Origin of the sequence: Achromobacter veterisilvae, from assembly GCF_900496975.1 — a bacterium.
In the GTDB taxonomy this organism is placed as follows: Bacteria; Pseudomonadota; Gammaproteobacteria; order Burkholderiales; family Burkholderiaceae_B; genus Achromobacter; species Achromobacter veterisilvae.
On sequence record NZ_UFQC01000008.1, the window covers coordinates 1 to 14280 of the forward strand.

The 14280-nt window shown below is 66.2% G+C and carries 14 protein-coding genes and 1 tRNA gene; 2 read left to right on the plus strand and 13 right to left on the minus strand.

Annotated features, from left to right (window positions below):
• Positions 1 to 67 precede the first annotated feature (67 nt).
• Both AVE30378_RS08745 and AVE30378_RS08750 read right to left on the minus strand, forming a co-directional pair.
• A complete protein-coding gene (locus AVE30378_RS08745) occupies positions 68 to 1000 on the minus strand; it encodes a hypothetical protein (RefSeq protein ID WP_129240471.1) in 933 nt (310 codons plus the stop codon).
• 189 nt (positions 1001 to 1189) lie between these two features.
• Positions 1190 to 3262: a sensor histidine kinase gene (locus tag AVE30378_RS08750; protein WP_244234995.1), complete on the minus strand. Its 2073-nt coding sequence runs from the start codon at positions 3260 to 3262 to the stop codon at positions 1190 to 1192.
• Between AVE30378_RS08750 and AVE30378_RS08755 the strand changes: the two genes are divergently transcribed.
• On the plus strand, positions 3261 to 3959 hold the full coding sequence (locus AVE30378_RS08755; protein WP_129240472.1) for a response regulator transcription factor: 699 nt from the start codon (positions 3261 to 3263) through the stop codon (positions 3957 to 3959). The genes AVE30378_RS08750 and AVE30378_RS08755 overlap by 2 nt on opposite strands.
• A gap of 68 nt (positions 3960 to 4027) precedes the next feature.
• Here the strand turns inward: AVE30378_RS08755 and AVE30378_RS08760 are convergent.
• The 10 genes from AVE30378_RS08760 to AVE30378_RS08805 form a co-directional block, all read right to left on the minus strand.
• A tRNA-Pro gene (locus AVE30378_RS08760) sits at positions 4028 to 4104 on the minus strand.
• A gap of 243 nt (positions 4105 to 4347) precedes the next feature.
• Positions 4348 to 4779, minus strand: coding sequence for a MerR family transcriptional regulator (locus AVE30378_RS08765; protein WP_129240473.1), 432 nt, complete (start codon positions 4777 to 4779; stop codon positions 4348 to 4350).
• 57 nt (positions 4780 to 4836) lie between these two features.
• Positions 4837 to 5178 carry an integration host factor subunit alpha gene (locus AVE30378_RS08770; protein WP_129240474.1) on the minus strand — a complete coding sequence of 114 codons (342 nt, stop codon included), beginning with the start codon at positions 5176 to 5178 and terminating at the stop codon, positions 4837 to 4839.
• Positions 5179 to 5181: 3 nt separating this feature from the next.
• Positions 5182 to 7599, minus strand: coding sequence for a phenylalanine--tRNA ligase subunit beta (gene pheT, locus AVE30378_RS08775; protein WP_129240475.1), 2418 nt, complete (start codon positions 7597 to 7599; stop codon positions 5182 to 5184).
• Positions 7600 to 7612: 13 nt separating this feature from the next.
• Entirely contained in the window at positions 7613 to 8635 is a 1023-nt protein-coding gene (pheS, locus tag AVE30378_RS08780) for a phenylalanine--tRNA ligase subunit alpha (protein ID WP_129240476.1), read from the minus strand.
• Positions 8636 to 8712: 77 nt separating this feature from the next.
• On the minus strand, positions 8713 to 9072 hold the full coding sequence (gene rplT / locus AVE30378_RS08785) for a 50S ribosomal protein L20 (protein WP_006218741.1): 360 nt from the start codon (positions 9070 to 9072) through the stop codon (positions 8713 to 8715).
• A gap of 15 nt (positions 9073 to 9087) precedes the next feature.
• Entirely contained in the window at positions 9088 to 9285 is a 198-nt protein-coding gene (gene rpmI, locus AVE30378_RS08790; RefSeq protein ID WP_129240477.1) for a 50S ribosomal protein L35, read from the minus strand.
• A 386-nt stretch (positions 9286 to 9671) separates the two neighbouring features.
• Positions 9672 to 11201, minus strand: coding sequence for a YifB family Mg chelatase-like AAA ATPase (locus AVE30378_RS08795; protein ID WP_129240478.1), 1530 nt, complete (start codon positions 11199 to 11201; stop codon positions 9672 to 9674).
• 168 nt (positions 11202 to 11369) lie between these two features.
• Positions 11370 to 11621 (minus strand): accessory factor UbiK family protein, encoded by a 252-nt coding sequence (locus tag AVE30378_RS08800; protein ID WP_129240479.1) that lies wholly within the window; start codon positions 11619 to 11621, stop codon positions 11370 to 11372.
• A gap of 72 nt (positions 11622 to 11693) precedes the next feature.
• A complete protein-coding gene (locus AVE30378_RS08805) occupies positions 11694 to 12629 on the minus strand; it encodes an alpha/beta fold hydrolase (protein ID WP_129240480.1) in 936 nt (311 codons plus the stop codon).
• 94 nt (positions 12630 to 12723) lie between these two features.
• Here AVE30378_RS08805 and AVE30378_RS08810 point away from each other — a divergent pair, with 94 nt between their 5' ends.
• The gene (locus AVE30378_RS08810; protein WP_129240481.1) at positions 12724 to 13305 is read left to right on the plus strand and encodes a CGNR zinc finger domain-containing protein; all 582 of its coding nucleotides are present in this window, start codon (positions 12724 to 12726) and stop codon (positions 13303 to 13305) included.
• Positions 13306 to 13315: 10 nt separating this feature from the next.
• On the opposite strand, the gene AVE30378_RS08815 is transcribed toward AVE30378_RS08810, so the two are convergent.
• On the minus strand, positions 13316 to 14278 hold the full coding sequence (locus tag AVE30378_RS08815; protein ID WP_129240482.1) for a zinc-dependent alcohol dehydrogenase family protein: 963 nt from the start codon (positions 14276 to 14278) through the stop codon (positions 13316 to 13318).
• Positions 14279 to 14280 lie beyond the last annotated feature (2 nt).

The following is a 14280-nucleotide window of genomic DNA, read 5'->3' on the forward strand; positions in this document are numbered from 1 at the left end:
GCGCTTACGGCTACCGCGACCAGGAATACTTCTTCCTCAAAATCCGCGCCGCCTTCCCCGGTAATGCTCAATGAATCTTGAATTTGCCCTTGACCACGACCGAGCTGTCGGCGCCGCCCGAGACCAGGCCGGTCACGCGGCTCGCGTCGCCTTCCAGGCGCAGTTGCGCGGAACCCAGTTGCACATTGCCCTGGATGAGGCCGTAGTTGGAGATGCCGTTGGTAATGGTGCCCAAGTTGACGATCGCATCCGCGGTGGGAAACGGCGCAAAGGCGACGAAGCCCAAAAGCGGGACGGCCTCGATCGTGCCGCGGTTCACGATCTCGTCGATCGTGCCGGTAGCGCTGTTCGTGATGGTGGCCGACCGGCCGGAGATCGTGCCGTCGTTCACCAATTGGCCGATATGGCCGTCATTGCCGATGGCGGCGACCGAACTGTTGATCGTGCCGCTATTGACCAGGTTGTCGATATTGCCGCTGAGCTGGTTGTAGATTGCGTTCCCGCCCCAGGCGGATATCGTGCCGCGATTGTCCAGGGTGCCGATTTGCTGAATGTTGCCAATGGCATAGACCATGGGGCCGGTCGCGCTGATGGTGCCCGTGTTGGTCAGATCGGCAATCCCGCCCAAGTTCACAATGGCGGTCCCCTCCACATCGACGTGGATATTGCCTCGATTGACCATCGTCACATTGCTGCCTCTGACCTCAACGGCGTTGAACCCGCCCGCCGTGATCGACCCGCTTTCTGTGACGGTCAGCGTCGCATTGCTGCTCGCCAGGTCGCACATCGAATTCTGCGCATCCGTGATCGTTGTCGTCCCGCCGCCGCAAAGCGATGCGGCGCCTGCCGCCGTGGGGACCAGGCCGTGCAGCGCCGCCGCGACGGCCGAGGCCAGGATGGCACCCGAACGGGCCCGGGGAAGCAGCCGGAAAGCGGTCTCGGCCTGGGACGGGGAACAGTATCGGGTTTTCTTGCTGCGGGTGCTGCGTGCCTGGGCCATGCGGTTGCTCCGGTTCTTGGCATCTCCGGCTGAACAGACCTGTACTCGCCGGATAGCGCGTAATTCTTTTCAACCGGAATAACAATTTGTAAATAGTGTTTCAAGTATGCCGATTTCTATCGGATTGAAACTGAGCAAACCTGAGCGCTGTATTCGCGGCGCAACAGTCGGCCCCGACCGCCGGCCGGGTCAGGGAACCGGGCGATAGGACAAGCGAAGCCGGAACGTCACCGGCTCGTCCCCGCCCATGCGAACCAAGGCCACGGATCCTTCCAGCCGGGCAGCGATCTGGCGCACCAGATAAAGCCCCAGGCCCGCGCCGGGACGCAGTCTGGCGTTCTGCCCGCGGTAGTACTTCTGGAACAGCCGCTCCCATTCCGGTTCGGGAATACGGGCGCCCGGATTCGACACCTCGATGCGCACGGTCTCGCCCTCCGCCCGGACGGCGACGCGGACCTGGCCGTCCTCGGGCGCATGGCGGTCCGCATTGGCCAGCAGATTGCGCAAGGCGATACGCAGCAGTCCGGCCTCGCCGCGCATGAGGCCTATCTCCGGGTCCACCTCGCAATGGACGCGGCCGGACGGAAACGCCTGCTCCAATTCCGCCAGCATGGCGCGCAAATCGCAGGCGTCCTCCTGCGGCTCGCTGCGAAGCTCGCGGATGCGGTCTTCCGTCAGATACTCGTCCACCAGCGCCAACAGGCGCAGCGACGCATCCTGGATGTTGTGGCACCGCGCCTGGTTTCTTTCCAACGGCGCGCTCTGCAGATTGCGGCCCAGTTGCTGCGCGGACGTTCCTATGATCGCAAGCGGCGTGCGGAATTCATGCGACACCATCGCCACGAAGTCGCGCTGTTCGGCCATGACCTGGCGCTCGGCGTCCAGCGCCTGGCGCAATTCGCCTTCGACGCGTTCCCGGCGCCGCATTTCATCCGACAGGTCGACGGTGCGTTCCGCCACCTCCACCTCCAGGCGCTGGCTGTGTTCGCGGGCCAACTGGGCGGCAAGATTGGCCTGCCGAAGCTCGCGCGCGCGCCGGCTGCGCTCGTGGCCGCCGATGATGATGAAGCTGAGCAGCAGCATGTGCACCATGGTGCCCAGCAACGAGGCGTGCTCGGTGAACGCGTTGACGGGCAGGACGCGCAGGTTGCGCAAAAAACCGATCACGACGCCCGCGTAGAACACGCCGAAGACCGGCAGGAAATACCGCGCCGGCCGCCATCCGCGCCACAGCAGATAAGCCGCCAGGGCGAACAGGATCGGGATCAGCGCAAGCGCGGTCAACTGCACCGGCTGCATGCCCCACGCGTAGTGGCCCGACAGGATCAACGCCACGCACACGGCCGCGATGCCCCGGCAAACCAGGCTCATCCAGCGGGCCAGCCGCGGATGGCAGCGCGCAAGCTCCAACTGGCGCAACGCCACCGCCACCGCGATGGGCACCGCGCAGGCCATGCCCACGCCCAGGAGCCGGTCGCTCCAGGCCACGGACAGGCCGCTCAACTGCTGGATCAGCCCCAGCGAAAGCACCTCGTTGAACACGCAGCTTCCGATGTACGCCAGGAACAGCCCGCTCATGGGCGCCCGCGTCCCCAGCCAGAAAATGGCGTGCATGCCGATGAGCAGCAGATAGAAGCCGGCGTACAGGCCGAACAGCAGTCCTTCCCGGCGGGAACGGTTGTCGAAGGCGGAGCGCTGCCAGACTTCCAGCCGGCTCATCATCGCGTTCTTGCTTTGCAGCCGCAGCAGCACGACGTGCCGCCCTTCGGCCGCGGGCGTGAAGAGGAACGTCGGACTGCGGAAATCCACGGGCCATTCCTCGCGGTCGACGTTTTCCCCGCTGTGTCCCAACAATGCCCACGCCCCGTCCGGCCGCTGGACATGCACTTCCACGTCATCGAGCAGCGCATTGCCCAGGCGCAGCATCCAGCCGTCCGGCCGCGCCTGTTCCACGTCGAGCGTCAGGCGCAGCCAGACCGTCGCCGGCGTGAAACCCGCATTCAGATTGCCCGGCAGCGCCGACCACGTTTGCGCCGCGTCGGCCTGGGCCGCGTCCAGCACGCCCTCCGGGTCGTCCAGGCGCTCCAGATAACCGGCGGTATCATGCAAGGAAGATTGCGCATCCAGACGCAACACGGCCGCCGCCGCCGGCAGGGTCGCCCCCATCGCGATGGCGATGAGCAACCCCCAGGCGAGCCGCCGAAATACGGAATCGAAACTGCGGAGCTGTTTCATCGGACCGGACAGGGAGGGGAAATTCATGGTGGGCGTGATTGTGCTTGAAGACGAACCGGTGCTACGGCAGGAACTGGGGGATTTTCTGGCCGATTTAGGCTATGCGCCGCTGTGCCTGGCCAACCTGGAAGCGTTCGAGCAAGGATTCGATCCCGTCCGCCACCGGCTCGCCATCATCGACATCGGCCTGCCTGATGGCTGCGGCCTCGAACTCATCCAGCGGCTTCGCTCGGCCGGCGAGCCGGTCGGCATCATCGTCTTCAGCGCGCGCAACACCAGCGCGGACCAGGTGCGCGGGCTGACAGTCGGCGCCGATCATTACCTGGGAAAAGGCTCGGACCTGGACGTGCTCGCGGCGACGCTGGCGGCGCTGGCGCGGCGGCTGGACCTGCGCGCCCCGCAAGCCCCGCGCCAGCCCGACTGCTGGCGGCTCGACCTGCGGCCGCGCGTTCTCCACATCCCGGGCGCGCCGACCGTGCCCTTGTCGCAGCAGGACGCCGTCGTGCTGTCCTGCCTGATGTCGCGGGCCGGACAAAACGTCGCCCGCTGGGAAATCATCGAAGCGCTGGGCGAAGATTATTTGCAGTATGACCAGCGCAGGCTGGACACGCAGATGTCGCGGCTGCGCCGCAGGATCGGATCGCTGAGCGGCCAGGCCTTGCCGGTGAAGACCGTGCGCAATAGCGGATTCTGTTTTTACCAGGCCGCCGAAGTGCTGAAGTAGTACCGAAGTAAACGCACGAAAATGAAAAAGGCCGTCAGTGATTTCTCACTGACGGCCTTTTGAACTGCTGGTCGGGACGGCGGGATTCGAACTCGCGACCCCTTGCACCCCATGCAAGTGCGCTACCAGGCTGCGCTACGCCCCGAAAGAAAAAGAGTATAGCAGAACAAAAAAATGTTTGCACGCATTCGTGCAAAAAAAGCGCTGAATACTCAAAAAAATTTGCGCTCCGTGTGCGCCGATCGCATCAAACAAATGCTTGCGGCTGCGCGGAGCGCAAGGTGCCGATGCCGGCAACGCGCCGCGCTTTCAGCGCGCGCATTGCCGGTACTGCATTCAATCCATGTGCCGAAAAAAAAGCGGCGCGTAGCGCCGCTTCGCGCCGGGCTCAGGCCGCCGGCGCCGCGCTGGCGTTGCTTGCGCCAGAGGCATTGGACGCGGTGCCCAGCGCTTCGGCCAGCATCGTCGAGACGTTGCCCAGTTCGTTGCGCAGGGCCTGCATTTCGGCGCCGGACAGACGCACGGCCGCATCCTGGTCATGCGGCATGTCGCGCGCGTCGCCCAGGCGATTGCGCGCGCCGCTGATCGTGAAGCCTTGCTCATACAGCAGGGAACGGATGCGGCGGATCAGCAGCACTTCGTGATGCTGGTAATAGCGGCGGTTGCCGCGCCGCTTCACCGGCTTGAGCTGCGTGAATTCCTGTTCCCAATACCGCAAGACATGGGGCTTGACGCCACACAGGTCGCTGACTTCACCGATGGTGAAGTAACGCTTGGCGGGAATGGGCGGTAAGGTAACGGTGGATTCAGTACGTGTCATAAGAGAATTTTATGCCGCGATACGTCAAAGGCCGATAACAATTGCCGACAAAGCGTATCACTCCTCGGCGTCGTCGGATGCAGCGGGCGCCGCCTGCTCCACCACGCTCTTGAGTTTTTGACTCGCATGGAAAGTAACCACGCGGCGGGCGGCGATGGGAATGGTCTCGCCGGTCTTGGGATTGCGGCCGGGACGCGGCGGTTTGTCGCGCACCTGGAAATTGCCGAAGCCCGAGAGCTTCACGGAATCTCCGCGCGCCAGGGCGTCGCGGATTTCCTCGAAGAAAGTATCGACGATGTCCTTGGCTTCGCGCTTGTTCAGGCCGACCCGCTCGAAGAGCAGCTCGGCCAGCTCGGCCTTGGTCAGGGTGCGTGGCTCGACAAGCATACTGTTCCCCATGGTTCAGGCGCGCTGGCGTGCGCCATGCGCGGCCACCAAGGCATCCTTGATGCGCGCCAGGCAATCCGCCACCCGGGCTTCGTCCAGCGTGACCTCAGTGTCCTGTAGCCAGAACCGGAAAGCAAGGCTTTTCTCGGTAGCGGGCTGGCCGTCCTGAGGCTTCTCGCGCCATACGTCGAACAGGCGCACGTCCTGCACTACCGCCAGTTGCGGGTCCGCCTTGACGGCCGCGGCGACGGTGTCCAGCATCGACTGCACGGACACGTGCGCATCGACCCACAGCGCCAGATCGCGCATCACCACGGGCTGGCGCGACAGTTCGCGCACCTGCGGCAATTCGCCTTCGGACAGGACCGCGACGTCCAGTTCGAACACGACGGGCGCATGCGCCAGATCGGATTGCTGCGCCCAGCGCGGATGCAGTTCGCCGATCCAGCCGACCTGCCGGCCATCGAGTTCGATGCGGGCGCTGCGGCCCGGATGCAGCGCGGGATGGGCCGCGGCCTCGAACCGCAGGCGGCCGCCGCGCGCGCCGAACAGCGCCTCGACATCCATCTTCACGTCGTAGAAATCCACCTGGCGCGTGGCGGCGCCCCACTGCTCTTCCACGGCCTGGCCCCAGGCCGCGCCCGCCAGCTTCAGCGGCTGGCGCACGCCGGCCACTTCCAGCGGGCCGTCCGGCGCGGATGCGTCGCGCAGGAACACGCGGCCCAGTTCGAACAGGCGCACGCGCGACTGCTTGCGGTTGGCGTTGTGGCGGATGTTGGCGACCAGGCCGCCGATCAGGCTGGAACGCATCACCGACAGGTGGCTGGCGATGGGATTGACGAGGCGAACCGGGTTGTCGTTGTCGGCGTAGTCGCGTTCCCAATCGGCCTCGACGAAGCTGTAGTTCACGACTTCCTGGTAGTCCTGCGCCGCGGTCAGGCGGCGCAGCGCATGGGCGCCGCGGCGGATCTCGGGCTGCGAGAACATCTTGGCGCGCGCCATCGGCGGCACGGCGGGAATGTTCTCGAAGCCGTAGATGCGGGCCACTTCCTCGATCAGGTCTTCTTCCAGTTCCAGGTCGAAGCGGTACGACGGCGGCGTGACGATGAAGTCGTCGCCCTCGACCGTGAACTCCAGGCCCAGGCTGCCGAAGATCTTCGCGACTTCGGCTTGCGTGACCGGCACGCCCAGCACGCGATGGCAGCGCGCCAGGCGCATGCGCACCGGCAGGCGCTTGGGCAGGTTGACGATCTGGTCGTCCAGCGGCCCGGCCTGTCCGCCGCAGATGTCGACGATCAGGCGCGTGATGAATTCGATGTGCTCGGGAATCGTGGCGAAGTCCACGCCGCGTTCGCCGCGGTGGCTGGCTTCGGAGCTGAACTTGTAGCGGCGCGCGCGGCCGGCCAGCGACTCGGGCCACCAGAACGCGGCTTCCAGGTAGATGTTGCGCGTGTCCAGCGTCACCGAGGTGGCCTCGCCGCCCATGATGCCGGCCAGGCTTTCCACCTGGTCGCCCGCCGCCACCACGCCGACCTTGGGGTCCAGCGTCACGGTCTGGCCGTTGAGCAGTTCGAGGGTCTCGCCTTCGCGGGCCCAGCGCACGCAGAGGTCGCCTTGGATCTTGTCCAGGTCGAACACGTGCGACGGACGGCCCAGTTCGAGCATGACGTAGTTGGAGATGTCCACCAGGGCCGACAAGGACCGCTGGCCGGCGCGCTCCAGGCGCGTCTTCATCCAGCCGGGCGTTGCGGCGCGGGCGTTGACGCCGCGGATCACGCGGCCGCCGAAACGGCCGCACAGATCGGGCGCTTCGACCTTGACCGGCAGGCGTTCGTCCAGCGTGACGGGCACGGCGGCGGCGGTGGGCACCGACAGCGGCGCGCCGGTCAGCGCGGCGACTTCGCGCGCCACGCCCAGGATGGACAGGCAGTCCGCGCGGTTGGGCGTCATCTTCAAGGTGAAGAGCGTGTCGTCCAGGTCCAGCGCTTCACGGATCGACAGGCCGGGCGCCAGGTCCGCGGGCAGTTCCAGCAGGCCCGCATGATCCTGCGACAGGCCCAGTTCGCGCGCCGAGCACAGCATCCCCGACGATTGCACGCCGCGCATCTTGGCCACGCCGATCTTCATGCCGCCGGGCAATTCCGCGCCCACGCGGGCCAGCGGCACTTTCAGGCCGGCCGCGGCGTTGGGCGCGCCGCAGACGATCTGCAGGCGTTCGCCGGAGCCGTCGTCCACTTGGCAGACGCGCAGCTTGTCGGCATCGGGATGCGGCGCGATCTCGACGATGTGAGCCACCACCACGCCCGTGAAAGCGGGCGCCGCGGGCACGGTGTCTTCGACTTCCAGGCCGGCCATCGTGAGCCGGTGCGCGAGTTCGTCGGTTGCGATCGGGGGATTGACCAGCGTACGCAGCCAGGATTCGGGAAATTGCATGATCAGCCGTGGGTTATTCGTTGAACTGGCGCAGGAAGCGCAAATCGCCTTCGTAGAACTGGCGCAGATCGTTGACGCCGTAGCGCAACATGGTCAGGCGCTCGAGCCCGGAGCCGAAGGCGAAGCCGATGTAGCGTTCGGGATCGAGACCGAAGTTGCGCACCACTTGCGGATGCACCTGGCCCGAGCCGGAAATTTCCAGCCAGCGGCCGCGGTTCGGACCCGAGGTGAACATCATGTCGATTTCGGCGGACGGTTCCGTGAACGGGAAGAACGACGGGCGGAAACGCACGACGAGATCGTCGCTTTCGAAGAAGCAACGCAGGAAGTCGGTGTACACGCCCTTCAGGTCGGCGAACGAGATGTCCTCGGCGATCCAGAGCCCTTCCACTTGATGGAACATGGGCGAGTGCGTGGCGTCGCTGTCGACGCGGTAGGTGCGCCCCGGCGCGATGACCTTGATGGGCGGCTTGTGCATGCGGGCGTAACGCACCTGCATGGGGCTGGTGTGCGTGCGCAGCAGCAGCGGCAGGCCGTCGGCGTCGTTCATGTCGACGTAGAACGTGTCCTGCATGGAACGCGCCGGATGGTCCAGCGGATTGTTCAGCGCGGTGAAATTGGTCCAGTCGTTTTCCACTTCGGGGCCGTCGGCCACGTCGAAGCCGATGGAACGGAAGATCTCTTCCACTCGTTCCCAGGTCCGGATCACCGGATGGATGCCACCCGGCGCGCGGCCGCGGCCCGGGAGCGTGACGTCAATGGTTTCGGATGCCAGCCGGGCATCCAGTTCCGCCTGCGCCAGCGCGGCGCGGCGCAAGTTCAGGAGCTCTTCGACCTTTTGCTTGGCCTGATTGATCCGGGCGCCCATCTCGCGCTTCTGCTCGGGATCGAGCTTGCCCAGGGCTTTCAGCAGCACCGTCAGCGCGCCTTCCTTGCCCAGGAACCGAGCCTTTGCGTTTTCCAGCGCGGCGGCGTCGGGAGCCGCGGCGAACCGTTCTTGCGCCTGGGAGACCAGGTCGTCAACCGTCAGAGTCATGAAATCCAGCCTTCAAAACGCAAACGGGGCCATTACAGCCCCGTTTGCAGCGATGCGCGATGAGTTAAAGCGCGCGATCAGGCAGCCAAGGCAGCCTTGGCTTGCTGCACGATGGCGGCAAAGCCGGCCTTGTCGCGCACGGCCAGATCGGCCAGGACCTTGCGGTCGAGTTCGATCGAAGCCTTCTTCAGACCAGCGATGAACACGCTGTAGCTAACGCCATGCTCGCGGACGGCGGCGTTGATACGCGTGATCCACAGAGCGCGGAACGTGCGCTTCTTGTTGCGGCGGTCGCGGTAGGCGTATTGGCCAGCGCGCATGACTGCTTGCTTGGCAATGCGGAACACATTACCGCGGCGGCCACGGTAACCCTTGGCGGCGGCAATGACTTTTTTGTGACGTGCGCGGGCAGTTACGCCGCGTTTGACGCGAGGCATATTAGATCTCCTTTATCAAGCGAAAGGCATCATGGCCTTGACGGAGGCCACGTTGGAGTCATGGACCGCCGTCGAGCCGCGCAGTTGACGCTTGGCCTTGGTGGTCTTCTTGGTCAGGATGTGACGCTTGAACGCCTGACCACGCTTGATGGAGCCGCTGCCGCGAACCTTAAAGCGCTTGGAGGCGCTTTTCTTGGTTTTCATCTTGGGCATGATGATTCCCTAAACTAAAACACACATTGTTGATTTATATGACGCCAGGTGCTTGACGCGCGAACGGCCGATGAAGCCCTACGCCACGGCAAAACTTGTCTACCCGTTGCCACTTCTTGGGGTACTGCTTGGGGGTACTACTTGGGGCACTGCTGAGCCTGCTACTGCGGCCATTGCTGGCCAGACCGGCGCCCTGGCCGGGCACCGCTCCGCCGGAATCGTTGCGGACTTCCATTGGGAATTTCGCTCAACCGGCGCTCTCCCCGGGCGGACAAACATAGCCCAGATCCGGGAAAGCCTTTGATTATATGGTGATTTCCCGCGGTTTGTCGAGCGGACGGGCGGGAATGGCCGGCAACGCCGGTCCGGATGCCGGAACCGGGCAATCATACTCCCGGCCGCCGGTACTGCACCGCCTGGGCGACGTGGCGGGCGGCCAGCCTCTCCTCGCTATCGAGATCGGCGATCGTGCGGGCCACCCGCAGCGCCCGGTGCAGGGCCCGCGCCGAGCCGGCCAGCCGGCGCATGGCCTGCGACAGCAATACCCGGGCCTCGCCGTCCATCCGGCAATGCTCGTCCAGTTCGGCGCCGGCCAGCGCGGCGTTCGGCTTGCCCTGGCGGGCCATCTGGCGCTGGCGGCAGCGCAGCGCGCGCTCGCGCACCGGGCCCGACGGCTCGCCCGGCGGGCCGGACAGCCAATCGAGGTCGGACGGCGGCAGCGCCACGTGCAGGTCGATCCGGTCCAGCAAGGGGCCGGATACCTTGCCCGCGTAGCGCGCCACCTGGTCCGGCGTGCAGGCGCAGGCCCGGGCCGGATGCCCGCGCCAGCCACAAGGGCATGGATTCATCGCCGCCACCAGTTGGAAGCGGGCGGGGAACTGCGCGGCGTGCAGCGCCCGGGCAATGACCACCCTGCCCGCCTCCAGGGGTTCGCGCAAGGCTTCCAGCGCGCGCCGGCTGAATTCCGGCAGCTCGTCCAGGAACAGCACCCCTCGATGCGCCAGGCTGATCTCGCCCGGGCGGGGCCGGCTGCCCCCGCCTACCAGCGCGGCCACCGAAGCCGAATGGTGCGGCGCCCGGAACGGCGGCTGCCCCATCGGCGCGTCGGACAGGCCCGCCAGGGCCGCCACGGCGGCCGCCTCCAGCGCTTCGTTGCGCGCCAGGGGCGGCAGCAGGCCGGGCAGGCGCGCGGCCAGCATGCTCTTGCCCGCCCCCGGCGGGCCGATCATCAGCAGGCTGTGGCCTCCCGCGGCGGCGACCTCCAGCGCCCGCCGCGCCCCGGGCTGCCCCCGCACGTCCGACAGGCACGGGACAGGCGGGGCCGCGGGCCAGGGCCGGGGAACGGCATCGGGCAGCCGGCAGGCGCCGGCCGCATGCGCGGCCACGTCGGCCAGGCTGCGCGCGGACAATACGCGCAGCCCGGGCACCCAGGCGGCCTGCTCGGCGCTGCCCGCGGGCAGGATGAGCGTGGCGCCGGGCGCCTCGCGGGCGACGCTCAGCGCGATGACCAGCGGCGCGGCGACCGGCACCAGCGCCCCCGTCAGCGAAAGCTCGCCGGCCAGCACCAGGTCGGCCAGCGTCGGATCCGGCGCCGGCGCCTCCGCGACGCCGCCGTCGGAAGGCGCGGCCAACTGGCCCGAAGCCAGCAGCAGGCCCAGGGCGATGGGCAGGTCGAAGCGGCCCGATTCCTTCGGGATGTCGGCCGGCGAAAGATTGACGGTGATCCGGCCCGGCGGAAACTCGAACCCGCTATTGAGGATGGCCGCGCGCACGCGCTCGCGGCTTTCGCGCACCTCGGTGTCCGGCAGGCCCACCACGTTGAAGCTGGGCAGGCCGGGGCCCAGGTGCGCCTCCACGCGCACCGCGTGGGCATCCAGGCCGCAAAGGGCCCGGCTGGCAAGAACGGCGAGCGTCAAGGCGGTCTCCCAGATGGACGTAAACCGCCAGTATCCGCAAAGGACGGGCGGCCCGCCGCCCCGAAAGCGACAAAACGGTCCCGCCCGCGCGCGGCCTGGCGGCGGCCAACGAAAACGGCCGCTCGAGGCGGCCGCAAGAGACGAACCCGGCCGCTGCGCGGCCGCCTGCTATTTGTCCAGGGCGGACAGACGCGATTCCAGTTGCTGCACCTGGGCGGCCAACTGGTCCACGCGGGCGCGGGTACGGGCCAGCAGATCGGCCTGGACGTCGAACTCCTCGCGCGTCACCAGGTCCAGCTTGGAGAACGCCTGCGTCATCATCGCGCGCATATTGCGCTCCACGTCCGCGGCCGGGCTGCGGGCGATCAGGTCGGAAAGGTTCTTCTGGATGTCTTCCATCCATTGGGTGCGATTGTTCATGACGGCCTCACTATGTTCTTGATGCCTCAAGTGTAGTGCGTCGGAGCGCCGCCGCGCATGCGCTACCGCCCTTCACTTCACGTTTTCATCCAGAAACGCCCGGATGACCGCCCCGATCTCGGCGCCGTGCGTTTCCAGCGCCAGGTGGCCGGTGTCGTAGAAGCGCACGTCGGCGCCAGGGATGTCGCGCTTCCAGGCCTCGGCGCCCGCGGGCAGGAAGAACGGATCGTTCTTGCCCCAGACCGCCAGCAGGGGCGGCTGGTGCTTGCGGAAGTAGGCTTGGAATTCCGGGTACTTTTCCACGTTGGACGCGTAGTCCAGGAGCAGATCGAGCTGGACCTCGGCATTGCCCGGCCGGGACACCAGGAAGCTTTCCAGCGCGATGGCATCGGGCGCGACCAGGGTGGCGTCCGGGACACCTTCCAGATACTGCCACTCGATGGAGGCGGGCGTGGAGAACTCGCGCAGCGCATCGCGGTTCGCTTGCGACGGCTTCTTCCAATACTCCTGGATCTGCGCCCAGCCCGGACCCAGCCCTTCCTCATAGGCGTTCCCATTCTGCGAAACGATGGCGCTGACGCGAGACGGATTCGCCACCGCGAGGCGCCAGCCCACGGGAGCGCCGTAGTCGAAGACTTGCATGGCGTAGCGCTCCAGCCGCAACTGCTCGGTGAACTGCCCGATGGTCCTGGCGAGCTGGTCAAACGTGTAGGCATATTGCCCGCGGACGGGCGCCTCGGTGAATCCGAAGCCCGGCAGATCCGGCGCGATCACGTAGTACCTGTCCGCAAGCAGCGGAATGAGGTTGCGGTACATGAACGACGATGCCGCGTACCCGTGCAGCAATAGCACCGCCGGCGCCCGGCGGTCGCCCGCCACCCGATAGAACACCGTTACATCCCCCACCTGCTCGAACCGGTGGTGGACCTGGCGGCCCGCCGCAAGCGCTCCCCCCGTCAACGACGCCGCAGCCGCGCCGGCCGCTCCCTTCTGTTCATTCGTAGCCATCTCGAAATCTCCACGTAACCCAATAAACGAGTTTTAAAGGTTACATCACACATAAGTAACTGGTAAATTCTTTTTTTTGGGTTACATTGGCGGAATGCCAGAAAACGCAACCGCCCAGAAGGCCCCGCTGTTCGTGGGGGACGACCTCGCGCTCGACTTCATCAACAGTGAATTCGGCGTGGGGCCGGCCCATCATGAGTGCTTCACCGACGACCATGCCGTGCTGGCATGGTTGAAGCTGGCCGGCGTGCTTCCTCACGACACCGAGGCGTCTCCCGAGGGCCTGATGGAGCTCGCCCTTCAATTGCGTGAAAGCGCAAAATGCTTGCTGAACGCGGCCAAGCTGGGGGGAGAGGCTGACGCCAGCATCGTCAACCACGTTCTCAGGGCCGGCCGTCGCTCGAAGGAATTGGAGTGGGACAGCGCGAGCAACGCTTTCAAGGTGGTAAGGCGGCGCCTCCAGGAGGACGCCGCCAGCCTGCTCGAACCCGTTGCCCAGGCCGTCGTCATGCTGCTGACCGACGCGCCGCTGGATCTCGTCCGGCAATGTGAAGCGCACGACTGCACGCTCATGTTTCACGACAGGACGAAGTCGCACCGGCGCCGCTGGTGCAGCATGGCGGTGTGCGGCAACCGGATGAAAGTGGCGGCATTCCGGTCGCGCAAGAAGGGATAAGGACGCGCACTTACGGCTCGACCGCAATCGCGATTTTTCCCTGGATGCCGTTGTTGGGACGCTCCAGCCGGGCATGGGCGAGCGGAATGTCGGCAAGCGGATAGACCGCGCCCACATGCGGCCGTAGTTGACCGCGCGCCACCAATGCGCTCAATTCGTCGAGCTTGCCGCGGTTCTGCCTGGTGAACACGAAGTGATAGCTCGCGTTCTTGCCCCAGGCCTGAAGAACGTTTTGCGGCTGCGCGATGTCCACGATCGAGACGACCCGGCCCAACTGCGCAAGCGCGTCGGGGCTGCGCGACAAGGCGTTGCCGCCTATGGTGTCGAACACGACATCGACGCCGCGGCCCCCGGTTTCCCGCAAGACGGCGTCGACATAGTCTTCTTTTTCGTAGTCGATGACGACATCGGCGCCCACGCTGCGCGCGAATTCGATATTTGAGCCGCGCACGGTGGTGAACACCCTTGCGCCGATGGCTTTCGCGAGCTGGATCGCCACGTGGCCGACTCCGCCCGCGCCGCCGTGCACCAGGATGCTCTCCCCCACCCTTAGCGCCGCGCGCACGACCAGCGCTTCCCACGCCGTCCCGCCGACCAGGGTCAGGCTCGCCGCCTCAAGATGGCTCAGGGACGCAGGCTTCCTCCCGACGATGCTTTCGGCAGCGAGGTGGTACTCGGCATAGCTACCCGGCCCGTCGAATATTTGCGGCGTGTACCAGACTTCGTCTCCAGGCACGAAGGCCGTCACGCCCGGTCCGACCGCCTCGACGACGCCGGATACGTCGTGGCCGGTAATGGCCGGCAGCGGCGTCAGGTCGGGATAGTCGCCGCGCCGGACCTGGTAATCCAGGGGATTGATGGAGGTGGCATGCACCCGGACCAGGACTTGCCCGGCGCGCGGCACGGGCTTGGGCACGTCGCGCAGCTCGAACGATTCCGGGCCGCCAAATGACTTCAATACGATCGCTTTCATGG